At 39.2% G+C, this 20,232-nt stretch carries 10 protein-coding genes and 1 pseudogene; 9 read left to right on the top strand and 2 right to left on the bottom strand.

The annotated features are described in order from the left end of the window. The first annotated feature begins 20 nt into the window (after positions 1 to 20). The 6 genes from KH109_RS07120 to KH109_RS07095 all read left to right on the top strand — a co-directional run bounded on the left by KH109_RS07120 (position 21) and on the right by KH109_RS07095 (position 9,391). Complete coding sequence (locus KH109_RS07120) at positions 21 to 422, top strand: hypothetical protein (RefSeq protein WP_295217205.1); 402 nt, start codon at positions 21 to 23, stop codon at positions 420 to 422. A gap of 294 nt (positions 423 to 716) precedes the next feature. Beyond that, the gene (locus tag KH109_RS07115; protein WP_295217202.1) at positions 717 to 2,102 is read left to right on the top strand and encodes a putative porin; all 1,386 of its coding nucleotides are present in this window, start codon (positions 717 to 719) and stop codon (positions 2,100 to 2,102) included. 95 nt (positions 2,103 to 2,197) lie between these two features. Then, a complete protein-coding gene (locus KH109_RS07110) occupies positions 2,198 to 2,524 on the top strand; it encodes a Tat pathway signal protein (protein WP_295217192.1) in 327 nt (108 codons plus the stop codon). A gap of 590 nt (positions 2,525 to 3,114) precedes the next feature. After that, positions 3,115 to 5,340, top strand: coding sequence for an autotransporter outer membrane beta-barrel domain-containing protein (locus KH109_RS07105; RefSeq protein ID WP_295217182.1), 2,226 nt, complete (start codon positions 3,115 to 3,117; stop codon positions 5,338 to 5,340). Positions 5,341 to 6,154: 814 nt separating this feature from the next. Then, positions 6,155 to 8,461, top strand: coding sequence for an autotransporter outer membrane beta-barrel domain-containing protein (locus KH109_RS07100; protein ID WP_295217179.1), 2,307 nt, complete (start codon positions 6,155 to 6,157; stop codon positions 8,459 to 8,461). 360 nt (positions 8,462 to 8,821) lie between these two features. Beyond that, positions 8,822 to 9,391 carry a hypothetical protein gene (locus KH109_RS07095; protein WP_295217176.1) on the top strand — a complete coding sequence of 190 codons (570 nt, stop codon included), beginning with the start codon at positions 8,822 to 8,824 and terminating at the stop codon, positions 9,389 to 9,391. A 366-nt stretch (positions 9,392 to 9,757) separates the two neighbouring features. On the opposite strand, the gene KH109_RS07090 is transcribed toward KH109_RS07095, so the two are convergent. Then, entirely contained in the window at positions 9,758 to 11,149 is a 1,392-nt protein-coding gene (locus KH109_RS07090; RefSeq protein WP_295217173.1) for a YadA-like family protein, read from the bottom strand. Between the two features lie 340 nt (positions 11,150 to 11,489). On the opposite strand from KH109_RS07090, the gene KH109_RS07085 reads away from it, so the two are divergent. After that, entirely contained in the window at positions 11,490 to 12,551 is a 1,062-nt protein-coding gene (locus KH109_RS07085) for an inverse autotransporter beta domain-containing protein (RefSeq protein ID WP_295217170.1), read from the top strand. A gap of 702 nt (positions 12,552 to 13,253) precedes the next feature. After that, positions 13,254 to 14,228, top strand: a pseudogene (locus KH109_RS07080) (S-layer homology domain-containing protein); the annotation flags it as partial. Between the two features lie 193 nt (positions 14,229 to 14,421). Here the strand turns inward: KH109_RS07080 and KH109_RS07075 are convergent. Continuing rightward, on the bottom strand, positions 14,422 to 16,074 hold the full coding sequence (locus KH109_RS07075) for a class I SAM-dependent methyltransferase (RefSeq protein WP_295217164.1): 1,653 nt from the start codon (positions 16,072 to 16,074) through the stop codon (positions 14,422 to 14,424). 636 nt (positions 16,075 to 16,710) lie between these two features. On the opposite strand from KH109_RS07075, the gene KH109_RS07070 reads away from it, so the two are divergent. Further along, positions 16,711 to 20,232 (top strand): ESPR-type extended signal peptide-containing protein (locus tag KH109_RS07070; protein WP_295217162.1); only part of this gene is annotated, 3,522 nt, incomplete at its 3' end.

Here is a 20,232-nt window from a genome sequence, read left to right as displayed (position 1 = left end):
CATGTTAGTGGAGCATTGGTATGAAAAAATATGTCTTATCTGTAGGGGACAGAAAGCCTGTACATATTGAAATTATGAATGTTGACGATAATGTGCTAGTTAGTGGTGAATTACGTACATATCGACTTGATTATGATATGGAAACGAGTGCGGTTATTTTGCGTTTTTCATTGCAAGAGTCAGATATGATATATTCTTTACAGCTAGGTGAAGCTGAGGATGTACTGGCAACAGACTTTATGACTCCCCAAGAAATATTCTTTACAATCGTAGGATTCTTGGGTGAGGTTATTCATAGTGCGAAATCATTTGGACATACATTAGCTATGAAGTTTGATCATAATGCGTCTCGTGTGTATGTGAAAGATTTGTTACAATCTAATGATAGCTATCGTGTATTTATGGGGACACTAACATATTAATATAAACATATTTCACTTATTTATAGAACTTATAGAAAGAGTTTAATTGAAGACAGTAGTTGTAAGAAGTAAGATTCATTCAACTATTGTCTTTTTTGTTTGACTTTTTATAGAATAGAACAATGAAACATCTCTCGTTAATTTCCTAGATTTTATCGCCATCTTAATGATTATTAATATTTATATGCTATACTGACGATGTTTAGTATGAAAGTACGAATTCCATGGTGTGTAAAAGGTATTTGATAGGGAGTAATCTCAATTTTCATGTGTATAAGTAGAGAGGTAGTATTAATGAAAAAACAATTTGCTGCAATCTTTGCAGCTACAGCAGTTTTAGGTGTAACAACAGCGTTTGCTGCGAATCCATTTTCTGATGTAACGCCAGATTCTTGGGCATATCAAGCGGTGTCTCAATTAGCTGAGGCAGGTATTGTAAATGGCTACCCAGATGGCACTTTCAAAGGCCAAAATAACATTACACGTTACGAAATGGCGCAAATGATCGCAAAAGCTATGGCGAACCAAGATCGTGCAAATGCAGAGCAACAGGCTATGATTAATCGCTTGGCTGATGAATTCTCTAATGAATTGAACAATTTGGGCGTTCGTGTGGCTCGTTTAGAAGACCGCGTAGGTAACGTGAAGGTAACTGGCGATGTACGTCTTCGTTATCTTGGCTCCCAAGAAAAAGATGGTAAATTCGTAAACGATGGTACGAATATGCGTGGTCTAGACTATAGTAAAGGTTCCCAATTCGATGTGCGCGCTCGCTTGCAATTCAATGCAAAGGTTAATAATCGCACCGACGTTGTAGTCCGTACTACAACAGGAAATATGGAACTAGGTGATTCTTTCCAAACATCCTCTTCTGGTTCATCCCTTCGCGATAGACCAACAAATATTCATTTCGACCGTGCTTATGTAAATCATAAATTTGGTGAACGCGTATCTGTGAAAGCAGGTCGTTTTAATCAAATGATCGGCAATGGCTTGATTTATGACGATGGTTTTGACGGTGTTCAATTCAACGCAGGCAATCATAAGCTTAATTTCCAAGCAGCATATGGTTATGGTATTGAAGGCGGTTTTGCTACCGATATGTATGGTCAAAACTCCATCGATAAAAATGGAAACTTTACCATGGTCTATACAGGCTTAAAAGGTCAACTTAACGACCATGTAAACCTTGGTGGTTTCTATACACGTGTAAATAAACGCGTAAATGGAGAAGCTAAAAATATGTACGGTTTCAGCTCTGACTTGAACTTTGATAAAGTTTGGGTTGGTGGCGAATGGGTGAAAGCAGCTAGCGTATCTAATGGTACAGCTTGGTCTGCTGGCCTTGGCTATGGTGATTATAAAATCTCCAAACGCGGTACATGGGATGTAAAAGCGCAATACTTCAACTTTGGCGATAACATTGCTCTTCAATCCTCCCGTTGGGAAGTACCATATGATGCGACAAATCGTTATTATGATCCTAACTTCCATGGTGGTCCAGCTTATGTTACTAGCTACCGTGGTTATAGAGGTTGGTTGGCAACAGCTCACTATGCATTGCAAGACAATGTAGGCGTAACAGGCTACTATGGCTTCAATAATAAAACAAATAAGAGCATCGGTGACAACGATAAACTTCCTAACTACTACCGTGTAGACCTTAACTACCAATTCTAATACATAAGTAAGTAGAAAGTGCCATTTTAATGCGAATTTCACCGTTTTTTGGTATAATAAACAAGTATTCCAACGATAAAACGGAGGTAATTCTAATGCGTAAATTCTTATATATGTTAGCGGCTTTGCTCGTATTGATTGGTATTAATACATATGATGTAGAAGCTCGTACGGATGTATATGCCACAACTTATAACGGTAATAGCTGGTATGTAGACCAAGACTCTGTGAAGAGAGTAGGGGATGTACTCAATTTTACGGTGTACACTACATCTGGCCTTAGCTATAAGGTATCATCTAGCGATAGTAACTATTACAATGCAGATGTATTCTACTATAACAATAAACTCGTTTCAGACAATGGCCAATCCGTCTGGAAATCTCCAGGCATGATGGCGGCTATGCGCGTAGCGCGTAAATAAAAAATAAAGGCAGCGATTCGATCGCTGCCTTTTGGTCTGTATAAGTGTACTATAGTATCGTTTATCCGTATTTGACGATATATAAGATTAACCCTATAATATAAATAGATAGCCAAGCGAGTAGATCCGTCGGGCTCATCTCAAGAGAATAAATAATTGATGAAATGGCCTTTCAGTTACCTAATTATCTAGGGATAACGAAGGGCTATTTGTCTTTTCCAAGACAAATAAGCGCCACGAGTGCACCAAAAGCAATGACTACAGTCATTACCTCTAGGATTAGCATGATTAACTCATAATCACTCATAGACAACCCTCCCTTCATAGACGAAGAGAGGCCCAACCTCGCTTAACTATCCTATATCAATTATAGGGCGAACATATAAGCGAATCAATAAGAATCTATTTATAGAAATATACAAAAATATATATACGTATACGTTAGCAGTAACTATAATTACTGCTTTTTTTACTTGTGATAATTTTATAGTTATGTGGCAAATTTCCCTCATATTTACAAGAATATAATTATTAAATATAATTAAATTATTTAATAATAGTTTATAGTGTGTAAATGAGAGAGGGTTTTTATGAAACGTATGTATAAAGCAAACCTATCTTTAGCGATTGCTCTGACGATTGCTAGCTCTGTGGTGCCTTATGTGATGGCAGAGGGGATGACGATTACTGCTACTAATGGTGGGTCATTCAAGGCTGGCGAAATGACAAACTACATATCTACCATTGAGGCAGATAATGGTAGTACAGTTAGTATTGATAAAGCTGTTGCTAATACTGGCTATAATAACAAGCCTTTCATTAGCAGTAAAGGTGGTAGTATAGTTAGCCTTAAGGAAGGCGTTTATGATGTTCAAAATGTAAGCACTCCTGTTGCAGTGGCTCAAGGTGGCACCGTTAATATTGGTGTAGACGGCAATAAAGGTAATTTTACTGGTAAGGACTTGTCTTTGGTAGGTGATGTTATCGTTAAAAGCGACCCAAATCATGCGTCTGAGATCAATATTGGTATCATTGGCAAAGAATCTCTTTGGGATGGTTTAGCCTTTAACTTAGCAGACAAAGACGCAAAGCATCCAAGTCATATCAATGTATTCCTTGGCGACTATGGTTCTTGGGAGCTTTTCTATCAAGGCGGCTTGCATGAAGGAACATTAGATGGTGGTACACAACCTAGCCATGTACATCGACTTGTAGGCTCTAAGAATCGCAACTATGCGAATATGGTAACCCAAAGTGAGCATAATAAGCTATATGTAGATAAGCTTGAAGGGCATGTAAACTTTATTTACGATCCTAATGATGAAGGTGGCGATACTGAGGATCCAAGCTATCAACCACCAACGAAAACCTATAATGGTTTAACTCCAGATTCCTTCTGGGGTGGTGATATTCATATTACAAGTGCGGCTCCTGGTGCAGCAGCTCATGTGTACACTACTCAACGAGGTCTAGACCTGTCCTCTGAGGCCAATGTGAACAAGATTTTAGATAACTTGGCTCACAAGATGTACTATCATAACTATGTTAATGGTGAAAGAAACCTTCAAGGTACAGTAGCCATTGCATCTAATGGTTCTGAATCTGGTCGTTTTAAAGTGCTTACATCTGGTCATGCTAAAGAAGGCGATATTACATGGCAAGCAGATAAAGATGGTCAAGGTAAATACGTATATGGTGAAAATAAACCAGTACCAAAACCTCAACCTAAGCCAATACCAAAACCAGAAGTAAAACCAACGCCAACACCTGAGGTTAAGCCGGCACCAACTCCGACTCCTAAACCAGAGGTAAAACCTACTCCAAAACCAGAGGTTAAGCCAGCACCAAAACCAACTCCTAAACCAGAAGTGAAACCAGCTCCAGTGCCAGAGCGTAATTCTCATATTCATGTTATTATGGGTGATTTTGATACACCTCATATGCGCGGTGCCCGTTCTGCTATTATGAGCAATATTAATGGTTGGAGAACATTGACAGATAATATGTATCGTCCACGCGTATTGCAACAAGGCGAACCAATAGGTATTTGGGCTCGCGTTGGGGGCGGTAAATATAGCTATGACGCAAAAGGTATTGATACAGATACAACATATACACGTATTCAAGGCGGTTATGACGCTAAAACAGGTAGCGGCTGGACTGTAGGTGGTCAAGTATCCTACCTTCGTGGTAACGATGACTATGTATTCAACGGTTCTGGTAAGGAAAAAGCCTTTGCTGTAGGTGCTTACGGTGTGAAAGATCTTGGTAAAGATCAATATATTCACATCGAATCTCAAGTAGGCCGCGTTTCTAATGCTTTCACAGCTCGCAATGAAATTGGTGAAAGCCTTTCTGGCGAAACGAAAGCAAATGCTTATACAATTGGTGCACGATATGGTAAAACTGTGAAATTCCAAAACGGCACGTATATCGAGCCACAAGCACAATTGAGCTACACTCACTTCGGTGGGGATAGCTTTGATGCAGGTCGTATGCATGTCAACGAATCTGGTGTGAGCAGCACAGCAGGTGGCCTTGGCCTTGAAATCGGTAAAACATTCGGCGCAGGTAACATCTATACTCGCGTTGGTGTAAACCATGCCTTCTCTGGCACTGTAAATACAGCGTACACAACTGGCAATACTACAAAATATACAAAACAAGACCTTAAAGGCACTTGGACCGATCTAGCATTCGGTGGTCGCTATGGCTTCAATGCTAATAACAGCATCTTTGCTGATCTTAGCACAGGTCTATCTGGTGACTATAAAGCAGGCTGGTCTGTAAATGCAGGATTTACACATAAATTCTAAGGATCAATTTAATAAATTATTCTTTGTAATATAGCCAATATATAAAGCCTCCTAATAATAAAGTTATTACTCTACTATTAGGAGGCTTTTATAATATATTTCGTATATTTCTATTAATAGATTCTTATTGATTCGCCCATATGTTCTCTATATAATTGACTTAGGATAGTCAGGCGAGGTTGGGCCTCTCTTCGTTAATGAAGGGAGGGTTGTCTATGAGTGATTATGAGTTAATCATGTTAATCCTAGAGGTAATGAGTGTAATTATTGCCTTTGGTGCACTCGTGGCGCTTATTTGTCTTGGAAAAGACAAATAGCCCTTCGTTACCAGTAACTGGATAACTGAAAGGCCATTTCATCATGTTTTTTATCCTTTTGAGATGAGCCCGACGGTTCTACTCGTTTGGCTATCTGTTTATATTATAGGGTTTATATCATATATCGTCAAATACGGATAAACAAGTGTATATTAAACAATTTTATATGGTTATTATTTACTAAGAGGCAGCGAATTAATCGTTGCCTCTTTTTGTATGCTTCCATCTAATAGATACTAATTTTCCAACAGATGACAATTTTTAAATATTTTTAAAATAAATGCGTATAATTCATTTACAATTCACTAAAAATGATGTAATATTTTAAATATATTTTAAAAGTATTAGAAAAAAGTTTCTTTATTATGAGAGTGTATATCTGTCTTTTACCGTATATAAAGGCTAATAAATCAACTCATAGATATATATTCAAGTATGAAGGAGCTTTCACAAATGTGATTGTATTGTAAGTGAAATATTGATTGAGGTATAAGAGGATGAAAGGTAGTAATAAGATTTTATTGTCTGCTGTTATGATGACCTTATTGTCATCTACGATGGCTATGCCTGTTACATGGGCTGCAGCAGGTATTAATTCTGATGGACGTATTTTTGCAACTACTGCTGATAGTAAATTTGAAAGTACAGGTAATACGACTGCGAATGGTGTAGTCGCATCTGATGGTGGTCAAGTTACAATTGGCTCTTTGGACACTCCTGATGCATCTCAATTGCCTAAACGCTATCGTCAACCAGCTTTCATTACAGGCATGCTAAATAACAGTTCCATCCAAGTAGATGGCGGTGTTATGGACGTGACTACTGCGCCATGGAAGTCTCCATATCCAGTGGCATTTGCTTATAATAGTAAAATTAATCTTGGTGTCGATGATGCGGGTACTGTAAAGCACAAAGTATTTAATATGCAAGGCGATGTGCTTGTATCTGATAAAATGATGCCTCCTCATCAAGAACAGCAACCATCTGTGATTAATATTGGCCTAGGCCGCGCACACAATAGTCCTAACCAATTTTCTGGTAAGGCAGTGAACACCTTAGAGGATAAGGGTGGCGAAATCAACATGACCTTTGATGGTGGCATGTGGAGCCATGATTACATGGGTGGCTTGGAATCTTTCAAAATTGATGGTAAAACGGAACGCAGTAGTATTAATAACCTCACAGGTACTCGTACGCGTGAAGGTTTCAGCCGTATTGCGCAAGATTCTCGCAGCGACATTCATGTAAATAAATTGGACGGCCATATCAATGTTATTTATGACATGAGTGATAGCACGGGCTTGAACTTCGCTAAACAAGGCTCCAAGAAAAATGGTCTTGATCCGGCTGATATCGAGGGTGGTAACTTCATCGTGAAATCCGCTGCAGCTGGCTCCGGCGTGCATGGCTATGTAACAGGCGATCATCTTGATACTTCTTCTGAAAGCAATGTAAACAAGATTTTAGATAACTTGGCCCACAAATTCTATTATGAAAACTATGTAAAGGGTGAAAGAAACCTTTCTGGTACAGCATCTATTGCTTCTAAAGGTATTGTGTCTAGCTACAAAAAAGCGTTGACTACAGACCAAAAAGAAGGGGATATTACTTGGAAAGACAGCAATGGTCAAGGGTCCTATGTGGTGCCAGAACCAAAACCTACACCAACTCCTGAGCCTAAACCTATTACACCTGTAACTCCAGATCCTAAACCTGTTACACCGGTAACTCCAGATCCTAAGCCAGTTACACCTGTAACTCCGGATCCTAAACCAGTTACACCTGTAACTCCAGATCCAAAACCTGTTACACCTGTTACACCAGTAACTCCGGATCCTAAGCCAGTTACACCTGTAACTCCAGATCCTAAACCAGTTACACCAGTAACTCCTAATCCTGTTGTTCGTGGTGCTTACGATACACCTCATATGCGTGGTATTCGCTCTGCTGTAGTAGGTAATATCAACGCTTGGCGTACATTAGCTGACGATATGTATCGTCCTCGTGTATTGCAACAAGGTGAACCAACTGGTATTTGGGCTCGCATCGGTGGTGGTAAATACAGCTACGCTGGTAGCGGTATCGATACAGCTACAGATTATACACGCATCCAAGGCGGTTATGATGCTAAAATCAGCCGTGGCTGGACTGTAGGTGGTCAAGTTTCCTACCTTCGTGGTTCTGAAGATTATGTATTCGATGGTTCCGGCAAGGTTAAATCCTTCTCCGTTGGTGCTTATGGTTTGAAAGACCTTGGCAAAAATCAATATGTACATGTAGAAACTCAAGTTGGTCGCGTATCTAATGACTTTACAGCTCGTAATGAAATTGGTGAAGCTATGTCTGGCGATACAAAATCTAATGCGTACAGCATCGGTGTTCGCTACGGTAAAACATTGAAACATGCTAACGGTTTCTATGTAGAACCACAAGCACAATTGAACTTTACACACTTCGGTGGCCGTAACTTCAATGTAGATAATGTATCTGTTAACCAATCTGGTGTAAATAGCACTTCTGGTAAAATCGGCCTTGAATTGGGCAAACAGTTCGGCAATGGCAACCTATATACACGCTTTGCAGCAGGTCATGCTTTCACAGGCAATGTAAAAACTGCATTCTCTAGTGGCAGCGTTGTGAAATTAACAGAACAAGACCTCAAAGGTACTTGGACTGAATTGGCATTCGGCGGCCGTTATGGCTTTAATAGCAACAATAGTGTATTCGCTGACGTTGCTACTGGTTTGTCTGGTGATCTCCAAGCAGACTGGGGCGTAAATGCAGGATTTACGCATAAGTTCTAAGTGTAGATTTATTAAATAATCTTTTTGTACAATAGCTAACATATATAGCCTCCTAATAATAGAGTCATGACTTTATTATTAGGAGGCTTTTATTGTATGGAGCATAGAACTAGCTATATAGCCACTTATGCATTTTTCTTCTAACCTTAAGGAAAAACTATATAGACGAAATACGATATATTGTGTATACTAATGAAATTAGTAAGCATACTAGGATCATGATTGATGCTTACTGTATTAATATATTTACCATGCTTAGTATGGGGATCTCTATGGGGATAACAGTTCCTAAAGAGATAATATCTAGTGTATGATAAATGAAGTAGCTCTGGGGAGGGCGGCTTCTAATGAGGAGAACTTATGAAATTAACAAAATTATTACCAGTTATGGCAATTGCTTCTGTATTTGTTGCTGGCCAAGTACATGCGGCTCAAGATCCTTTGATGATGCCTGAGCAACCTGCGGCTCCTTTGACTGCAGAACAACAAGAAATCTCTCTTGCTGTTCCTAGCGAAGAAGTAAAAGCTGTAGTATCTGAATTTGCAGCATTCCAATTGGGGATGAGCAATGCGTTGATTAAAGACGACAATCGCGTAATGTCTGGTCAACAACGTTATACTAATAACGTGTTGTACTACATGAATGTTCGTCGTGACTGGTACATCACAAGCCATCGTTATAAAAAAGATAGCTATGCTCGCGTAGCATTAGATCGTTTGTACTTAGATTACAAAGAATTCTTTACAAACCATACTAATGTATCTAGCATGAACCAAGCTGAATATGAACGTCAAATTTTAGCTATTCTTGAAAAGAATACTGAAAACATGAATAACGACGAATTGCGTTTTTACATGAATGAAATGGTAATCTACAGCTTGAAACAAGCTATGCGCGATGGTAACAACCGCGTTAAACGCATCCGCTAATCAGCAGACATAATTATTCGCTAAATAGCAGACATAATTGTAAAAGCATATAAAGAGGTAATGGCATTAGCTATTACCTCTTTATTTTTTACAAAGGAGTGTGCAGAAAATCACATAATAGTAGTATCATTAGGTCTATACTATACTCCATGACCGTATAGCAGTTTATATATAGATAACCCTTACGTACTATAGATAAATTTACACACAGGTATCCAAATACATGCAATTACTCCTAGGTACAAAGCAATTACAATCCTTTTGGATACCGTATTCTCTCTCTCTTTTAGCTATATGGTTGTTGTTAAACAAATAGCCCCCGTAGGTTTTCCTACGGGGGCTTGTTTGTTATCTAGCTGACTAGTACTATTTGTCTAATTTAGACATGAGCTGACGTACTGTTTCTTGGAGTTCTCTATTTTGTGTTTCCAACGCTTGTACGCGAGCTTCAAGGTTTTGAGGGTGGCTCATCATGTTAGACTTACCAGGTTTATAGGTAATACCTACATTAGCCATAAGGTGACTATTGAGTGTTACACCTGTAGTGAACAATAGATTATCTCGATGGTAATAACCAACACCGAGGGCAAGGGCATTGGCATTTTTATAATGGCCATAGCCAGCCATGTATTGAATGCGGTTGTCTGGATCGTATCCCATTGGATGCAAAGCAGCTAGTGCAGCGGCGCGAGCATCGCCCTTATTGGATTCCGACTCAACTCGATTTAGATTTTGCTCTACGCGATTGATGGAGTCGTGTAGCTGTGCATTTGTACTTTGATTAAGGGTGTCAATCATTTGATGCACGCCGTATAGTTGGGAACCATTGATAGCATCTGTAGAGGTAGCGCTTACGCGACCTGCCGCTAAATTAGTTATAGTCCGTTCTTTATCTTTAGCGCCTACAGATACGGTAGAAACAGGTGTAGTACCTGCATAATTTACAGTTTTACCATTGTTAAAGGTATAGCTAGATGTGCCTACAACGTCTCCATCTGCAGAGTCATTGCCTAGGATTACTGCATTTTCCAAGGAGGTAGTCACATTGTTACCCATAACGAAGGTGTTGTTTCCAGAAATATGGTTGTAGTTACCAATGCTATAGGAGCCGCTCGCGTCGATAGCACTCTTGCCGTACTCACCTTGACCGAACACACCGGATTCGGTGGCGTTGCTAGTTAAGGTGTTATAAGAACCAATAGCAAGACCCTTATTGGCATTAATATTGGTGTAGTGACCAATACCGAGGGTGAAGTTCCCCTTTACAGAGGATCCAGAACCGATAAGAACAGAATTGGTAGCCTTACTGTTGGCCCCTTGGTAATGACCGAGCCATACATTTTTTTCCCCTTCAGATTTCTCACCTGATTGGGTACCCATGATAATGGACGTCGATAGTTTTGCATTGTTTGCTGCCATTGCACCGGCAATGACATTTAAATCACCCGTGCCTTTTTGGAAGCTTTTACCACCTAAGGTAATATTGCCGCCCCCTTTAGATTGGTTACCGGCGAAGGCACCGATGGCTATATTGTTGCCGTTGGCATTAGCATTGTTTACTACTTGGTGGTTACTAGTTGTGGCACCGGCACCTCTACCGAGCGTAATATTGCCATCATTAGTGAACGTGGTTCCTACAGCTCCTACGTTGCCGTTGTTTTCTACAATGTTTACAGGTGCTACAGGTGCCGCCGATACAATCCCCATAGATAATGCAGAAAACACAATACCTGTTAATACAAAATGTTTCTTACTCATCGCAATACACTCCTTTGCATATTATGACTTCACAAAACTTTCATAAAAACTTACAAATTCATAATAATACATGAAAATCATGTTGTAAATGAATATTTTGCATATTATGGGTCAAAAATATACCATAAATGCATATTTTAGAGAATGTTTATGCAATGGTATAAAAGCTTTTAACTCGAAATGGAAAAGGTTAATCTACATAGAAAAATTTCTTTATAGTTCTGCCTATTTATGGCTCTGATTTCTTGACAGTAGTACCCATTATTCGTTACACTAATATATATTTCATTTATTGTTCATGAATTTTATGTGTAGAGAGTAATAAACGTTGTAGAGAGTCATGAAACGTATTGTATGTATTGCCTTGAGTGCCCTTTTGTGTTGTGTGGGCTCTGCAGAGGCAGAAAAACAACAATTACATACAGGGGCAGACCAGTCTATCCAAAGGGAGCATACCCTTGAGGTGACTACTAGCTCGCGTGAGGACCGTGTAAAGGCTACCGCTGAGCACTTTCATATTACGCCTGCGGCTACGCCAGACCATGTGATCGGTGAAGGTGGACCTCTCGTGATGGATCGACAAGAGACCAAGACAGTGCAGTACAGTGACGTGGATGCAGTAAACCGTGCTATCAATGCTGTGGCTATGTCCAATGTATCCAATGCGATGTATGGTGCCAAAGGTAAACCGTGGATGCGACGCACTACGCTGAGCTTCCAATTCCAAGAGGGATGGAAACCATTGTACTCTATTGAGACTGTTCAGCCCCTAGGTCATTACGATGATACGTCTCGCCATGTATGGTTTACACAGCCGCGTATTTCTCGGGCCTCTGATATTGGGACAACCCTCAACGTAGGTGTTGGGTATCGATGTATCTCGAAGGATGATCGTCGCCTCTATGGTGCGCATCTCTTCTATGACCATCGCTTCTTGCGGCATCACAATCGTCTCAATGCGGGCCTTGAATATATGTCTGGTGAAAGCGAGTTCCGCTTCAACTGGTACGGTTCTGCTTCTGATGAGCGTGTACTCGATGCGAACCTTCATACCTTTGAGCGTGTAGCAAATGGTTATACCCTCGAATATGGTAAGACTTTCAAAAATGCTCGTTGGGCGAGAGTCTATGTAGAAGGGTACCATTGGAATCAAGAACGTCAAGCCGATAAGAATGGTTTGCGCGTTGGTTCTGAGTTGCAGCTCACACCGCGTGTGTCTGTCGATATGGGCTATAATAAACCAGAACATAGCTCTGGTGGAGCATATGGCAAGATTACATTCCGCTTAGCTGGAGCTCCTGTAGCTTGGTATGGTGGTAAGCACAGCGTAGAGGGCTCTATGAGTGTTCGTTCCAAAATGCTAAGTCTTGTAAGACGTCATAATACGATTTGGGTTGAGTAATAATTTTAAATCTCTCTCTCAATAACAAACTTAGATCATACGGCAAGTATCAGAAAACACCTTATCTCCAAATTAAAAGTGGGTAGTTAATATCTATTGATTAACTACCCACTTTTTAGATATTCATGTTACGATGTTCATACAATACTCATGAAAATACTGTGAATTATTTAGATATTATTTGTAAGAGAGCTGGTAATACTCCTATAGGGAAGTATTTTGTAAGGAGAGAAGATAATTATGAAAGCAACTAAAATCTTACTAACTACTATGGTGCTAACTTCTATTGCTACCTCAGCATTCGCATCTAATCCTGTAAATATTATTTCAGGGGATGGTATAAAAGTTGAAGACATTTCTGAAAATTATAGTGAATTTAATCACTTAACATCTATCCCTACGATGTCTCATTTAGATAAACGTGGTGAAACTAAGATTGATGGTAGTGTTATTGAGCTTCATAATACAGCAGTAAATGGTGAAGCTGAGCAATTGACTGCTATCGACGGTAAGCACATCAGTTTTAATAGATCGGGTGACTATAAAACTTCTGTGGATGTAGATGGTATTTCTACATTGCATTATGATCAGGGGATGAGCGCGTATGCTGGTGGTATTGATGTATGGGGTCACGAAAATAATGATGATACTACTGAACTAAGAGAAATGTCATTCTCTGTTAGTAAAGTTGATGTAGGAGGCCAGCAAATTCATGGCGTATCTAACGGTGAAGCTGATACTGATGCAGTAAACGTATCTCAACTTAAACGTTTACAAGATCAAATCACAGCATCTACTAGTGTTACAACTGTAACAGCTGGCGACCACATTAAGGTAACACCAACTGTTATTGGTAATACTCGCGATTACAAAGTATCTCTAGCTGATGATATTGCTAACCAAATTAATAACAATACGACTAACATCACTAATAATACAACTAATATCAATAAAAATGCTGCAGATATCAAGAACATTAAGGGCGACCTTTCCAAGATGGATAAACGTATCGACAAATCTGTAGCAGGTGCGGCAGCATTGGCGGCTTTACATCCACTTGATTTCGATCCAGATGCTAAATGGGACTTTGCTGCAGGTTATGGTCATTACCGTAGTGGTGATGCGGCAGCTATCGGTGCTTTCTACCGTCCTAACGAAGATGTACAGCTTAGCATTGGTTCCACAGTAGGCAGTGATGAAACAGTATTCAATGCTGGTTTATCTGTGAAAGTAGGAGCTCATAGTGGTGTATCTCGTTCTCGTGTAGCAATTGGTAAAGAAGTATTAGCTCTTAAGAAAACAGTAGCTGAACAAAATGCTCAAATTCAAAAATTGACTGCATTGTTGAACGGCGTAGCTGGTACTAAGATGAAAGCTGACCACACAACATTGTTCCCAGATATCCCTACAAACCATTGGGCATATGAAGCGGTAAGTGCTTTATCTCGCCGTGGTTTAGTAGAAGGCTATCCAGATGGCACATTCGGTGGTGACTGTATGTTAACACGTTATGAATTTGCTCAAATCGTATACCGTGCAATTCAAGACGGTGTAACAGTTAATGATCGCCTCGTTACTGAATTCAGCCCAGAAATGGCATTGTTCCGCGTGGACACAGTAGCGAAAAATGCTCAAGGTGAACCAACAATTGAACGCGTTCGTGTAAACAGAAAATAGAATAGGTTATTACATTACTATTGGCTACTACACAGATTGCCTCACTTCTAAATATAATTAAGTAGTAGCTAAATCAAAAAGGGGTTATAGGACAAAAAGCGTAACTGATATAGACGGCACTCTATACCAGTTACGCTTTCTTTTTTTGTGATTAAGTCTATGTGGTTAAGTTTATGTAATTAAGTCTATATGATTAATCTTGGTGTCTAAAATAGCCCAGTTCCACTAAATGTTTAATAGACTCATCGAGGTATTGTTCACTTGGCACAATAAACTTTTCACCATCTGCTTTCGTACGAGTGATGGTTAGCATTTCATTTAAAATCTTAATGAGTTTGTCACGATTTGTTGGCTGCGCCATTTGTTTCATGACATATAATAGACCTTCGTCTACAGTAGGATCCTCTTGGTTAAACATATTGCCTAAGGTCATATATTGTTTACCATTGCCTTCGATGAGGGTAGCCACATATCTAATGAATCGATCAGGGATGTAACTTACATTTTCTACAAATGGTAGTTTTTCATATTTCTCACTATACGCATTGAGATGGCCCAAAATGGTTAGCAAAAATAGCTGTACATATAATGTATCCTTATTGTATTCCTCGTTTGGATGATGTTTAGCCATATAGTCCACAATATCTTGAACATTAAATTGCTGGAACGTGCGCATAAATTGTTTGAGCGTAATGCGTAGCGCATCTGTCCAATTCGGAGGCATGCCTAAGCGGTCTTCAAAAGGCGCTGCAAAGTACAATGTGTCGAGAATATTTTTTTGAACTGTTTCGTCTCGCACAATTTTGTCTTTGTTACATGGTTTCGTTAATAAAGCCATGCGGAACTGTGTATCATAGACAAAGTCGTAATACTGTTCTTTGTCTTTGTGGTTACCGTTGGCAAGGGCTTTAATATTATCTACTACCTTATTATCTAGCCACGTAATAAAAGATTTTTCGATGCTTTTATCACCGATATACACGCACCCTTGCTGCTCGGCGCGCTCGATAAACTCAGACACATACACAGGGTCGTTAAACGTTTCCAAATATTCGTGGCCCACATAATAATCGTTAGCCGCTAAGACGCGATTGATGTTGTCGATTTTGTAACCCGATTGCTTCTGGGAACGCTCGTCCATCTTCATCGTTTCGCCAATCAGCTTTAACACATTTTTAGTATATGCAGTACGTTCTTGCAATGATTGAGATTTAAATTGCTTTTCAGAGTAGAGCATAATATCGCGCATTTGCTCTAATCTCTTCCAACCAGGATACGTATTGTAGGATACATAAGCAATGCCGCGATCAGATAGATTGCGATTACAAATGCTGAGGATTTTATCCTTTACTATGTCGGGTACCCAAGACCAAATGCCGTGAACGATAATGTAATCGAAGGTGCCAAAGTCATCATCGACGTCCATGATATCTTTTTCTAACAAGGTTACATTGGTGAGCCCCATGGATTCGATTAACTCATTGCCGTGTTTGATTTGTACAGATGACAGGTCGATGCCTGTGAAAGTTGCCTCTGGATAGTACAGTGCTTGTGGAATGATATTGCCCCCACAAGAGGAGCCTAGCTCAAGGACACGAGCACCCTTAATTGGCGCTGGATCAAGACCGTAGATGCGTGCCGTTGCAATTAATGAATTAATAGAACAAGTAGCAAAGGCTTTGGATACATAAAGGAAATCATCATACGAGTCCTTTAATGCCTCAATGTCCGCTTGGTCAGTAGACGCTTGATGCGGTGGGGGGCTGATGGATTGGACTACTGTATTGTTTTGTTCCAATCCTTCCTTATATATATCTTTATATGTATCTTTTGGTTGCTTATCCATGGTAATCCCTCGTTGTTAATGTATGGTCTAATTTTACCTCATTATGATTAAGTATATCATAATTTTTATTATATATAGGCTATAAATAGACAGATATTTCATAACTACTTCATATATAAATTGATACATGAAAAAATAGTGAAATAGTCTGTAAAAAACTATAAGACTCTAAAATAGAAATTCTTCGATCATCTATATTTTAAAGATAATATATAAATACATTTTGAAATCGATAAAAATCAATGAGATTAAATCTATTAATCGTTTATTTATAACTTACGTTAATGTGAATATTGAAAAAAACTGTACCGCATAGAGAAAAATAGATTAAGCTTTATAAAATAGGATTAAAACACACAAAAAATGAGTAAAAATTCACCCGTATATTAAATTTTGTTTAACAAAATAAAGGTTATGACAATAAATCTTACGAATTATGATAAAAACATGAAGTAAACTATTTACAACATTTTCGATATATGATATTCTGTTCATGACACAAAATGAAAATTATATGAAAGACACTCAGAAAGCCATTAAGTATGGGATATTTGGTCTTTCAGTCTTTTGTATTTATTGATTATTATTTATAAGGATTGTAATTGTGTCTAGTTTAAGAAAGGGGTTCATAGAAATATGAATAAGATTTTCAAAGTAGTTTGGAGCAAATCTAAAGAATGCTACGTAGTAGTATCTGAAGTTGCTAAAAACAATGGTGGTAAGAAAAAAGTTCTTGCTAGCGTATTAGCTGGTTTGGCTATGGTTGGTGCTGGTGCAGTTGGAACAGGTGTTCAGGCAGCTGATTCGAATTCAGCAACGACAATGAATTCATCTAATCAAATTAATGTTTGGGCTACAACACCTGAAAATAATGCTACAGCTCGTGGATCGGGTTCTGGTACTGCAAATGCTAATGATGTAAGACCATCCCAATATGGTGATGAAATTAGCGTTGCCATTGGTGCAAAAAATGTTGTTAGAAGTACTGATACTGCTAACCAAGGTGGCGGTAGTTCTGTAGCTCTTGGTAATAAAAATACTTTGAAGGGTAACCGTAATGTTGCTGTAGGTACTGGTAATAAAACTTATGGCGAAGATAGTATCGCGGTTGGTAGTAATGTAACAGTTGCTACAGGTCGTGGTATTGCGATTGGTAATGATTTTAACAGTACTACTCATACAATTGCATATGGCTCTTCTGAACCAAGTGAAACTGGTGTCACAGGCAATGCGTTTGCACTTGCAATTGGTAATGGTGCACAAGCTGACGGTCGAGCTAATAATGCTTCCGGTGGTATTGCTATTGGTCAACTAGTTAAAGCTACAAACACTAATACTATTGCAATGGGTGTTCAAGCTACAGCTAGTGGTAAGCAATCTATGGCATTTGGTCAGGCTGCAACTGCATCTGGAGCAGGTTCTATTGCGCTAGGTCAGTCAACAGGAGCAACTGAACATGGTTCTATTGCAATGGGGAATGGTACAAAATCTACTGGTGTGGGTTCCACAGCCGTTGGCCGTACAGCTAAAGCTCAAAGTAATGGTGCTGTAGCATTAGGTTTTAATGCTGAAGCTACTAGTGATGGTGCAATTGCTATCGGTGGTGATGGTAAAGGTACTGCATTTACAGATTCTCCAAATACATATGCTGGTTTAAATGAAAAAACAACTGCAACTGCTAAAAATGCTGTTGCTTTAGGTCACCAAGCTACTGCAAATATTGAAGGCGGTATAGCTCTTGGTTCTGAATCTGTAACAACTACTGCAGCTGGTGTACAAGGTTACAACCCAGCAGATAGCCGTACTAATAAATATAGCACTCAAGCTGGTGCAATTGGTACATCCACATTAGCAGCAGTTTCTATCGGTAAGGGTGCAACTGCAACTACACCTGCAACTGCAACTCGTCAATTGACAGGTCTTGCTGCAGGTACTGCAGATACTGATGCTGTTAACGTAGCTCAATTGAAAAACGTTAACTTGAAATATGCTGCTGATACTGGTAACAGTGATCTATTGTTGAAAGATGGTACATTAACTGTAAATGGTGATAACGACATTATCTCTACTTCTGTAGAATCTAATGGCGCTATCAAAGTTGCAGCTAAAAAAGGTGGTAACATCACTACTAATGATGATGGTAAAGCTGTAGCTCCTACTACAAACGGCATTGCTACAACTGACAATGTAACTCAAGCGATTAACAACTCTGGTTGGAAGGCAAATGCATCTGCTAATGGTGGTACCTTAACTGGCTCTGCTACTGCAACTAAAGTAGTTCCTGGTGATACAGTAACTTTCAGTGCAGGTAAAAACCTCACAGTAGCGCAAACATTAGGCACTAATACTCAACAGTATACATATGCTTTGAGCTCTACGCTTAAAGATATTGAAAGTATTCAAAACGGTACTACTAAAATCACGTTGAACAATGGTGGTGGTACAACTATTTCTGGCGGTAACTTGAGCGTAGATGGTAATAAAATCACTAACGTAGCTCCTGGTACTGATGATACTGACGCAGTTAACTACAGCCAAATTAAAGGTTTAAGAACTGAAGTTAAAGCTGGCACTGGTGTAACTGTAACTCCAAGCAAAGGCACAGATGGTCATGATATCTACACAGTATCTGCTAATGCAACAGGTGGTACAGCTTCTACTGAAAGCGTAGTTAAAAAAGCTGACGCAGCTGGCGATAAAAACATTGCTGATGTTTCTGTTGCAGGCGGTAAAAATGTAAATGATCCTGGTGCTCAATACGAAGTATCCGTTTCTAAAAATGCTGTTAAAGATGCAGCTCGTGAAGCAGTGACAGTAAATAATGGTGGCAATACTGATAATCCTATTACTGTAACACCTACTGATGATGCAACTAACCATAATACTACTTATGCAGTAACATTCGATGGTAATAAAGCAGCTAAACAAATTCCATTGACTTACAAAGCTAATGGCTCTGGTGATAAAACAGTTACATTAGATAAAGGTTTGAACTTCACTAATGGTACAAACACAACAGCAGCAATCGATAATGATGGCGTTGTTAAATTCAACTTGAATGACAATGTAACTCTTACTAATGCTGGTTCCTTGACTGTTGGTGATACTAAAGTTAACAACGATGGTCTTACAATTACTGGTGGCCCATCTGTTACAAAAAATGGCATTGATGCAGGTAGCCAAAAAATTACTAACGTAGCTCCTGGTACTATTAGCAGCACATCTACAGATGCTGTAAATGGTAGCCAATTGTACGCAGTAGATCAAAAATTCAATAATACTGTTAAATTAACTGGTAACGCTGGTGCTACAGATGGTCAAGCATTGAACAAAGCTAATGGTTTAAGCTTTGGTGTAATTGGTGCTGATAATGGTAAATACATCTCCACATCTGCAAATGGCTCTGACGTAACTGTTGATTTATCTACAGATGCGAAAAAATTGTTGAATAACACAGTTGAAGTAAAAGGTACAAATGCTGCAACAGTAACAAGTACTACTGTAGCAACAGCAGATGGTGGCACTAAAACTATCTACACTGTTGATGTTGCTAGCACAGGTGCTGTAGCAAAATCCTCTTGGAACATTAAATCCTCTGCAGATACTGCTAACGGCGGTGCTGAAGCAACTGGCCATGAAGCAGCAGCGAAAAACATTGCTGATACTAATACAGTAGAAATGATTGCTGGTAAAAACTTAACAGTTAAACAAACTAGCGAGACTGATGGTGCTAAAGTTGAATTCGCATTGAATAAAGATCTTAAAGATCTTACAAGCGTAACTACTGAAAAAGTAACTACAAAAGAAATCGGCTTACAAGATGCAGCTGGTAACACTACTACAATCAAGAAAGATGGCGACCGCATTACATACACTAATGACGGTGGTACAACTGTAAACAAAGTAGCTAACCTTAAAGATGAAAAACATATCGCACCAGGTAGCTATGCTGTACAAAATGATGGCAGCGTAACAATGACTTACGTTGATGGCAATGGTGATCCAGTAGCTAACGATGAAGCTAAAATCACTGGCATTGCTAAACAAGATCTTTCCAACATCACTGATGCAGGTAAAAAAGTAATCACTGGTCTTGGCACAGTTGTTAAAGCTGGTGACAATGTAACTGTATCTGAAGCATCTGATGCTACAACAGGC

Source organism: Veillonella sp. (assembly GCF_018381775.1).
Lineage (GTDB): Bacteria > Bacillota > Negativicutes > Veillonellales > Veillonellaceae > Veillonella.
The sequence above is the reverse complement of the archived record's forward strand: the minus strand, read 5'-3'. Positions and strand labels throughout refer to the sequence as shown.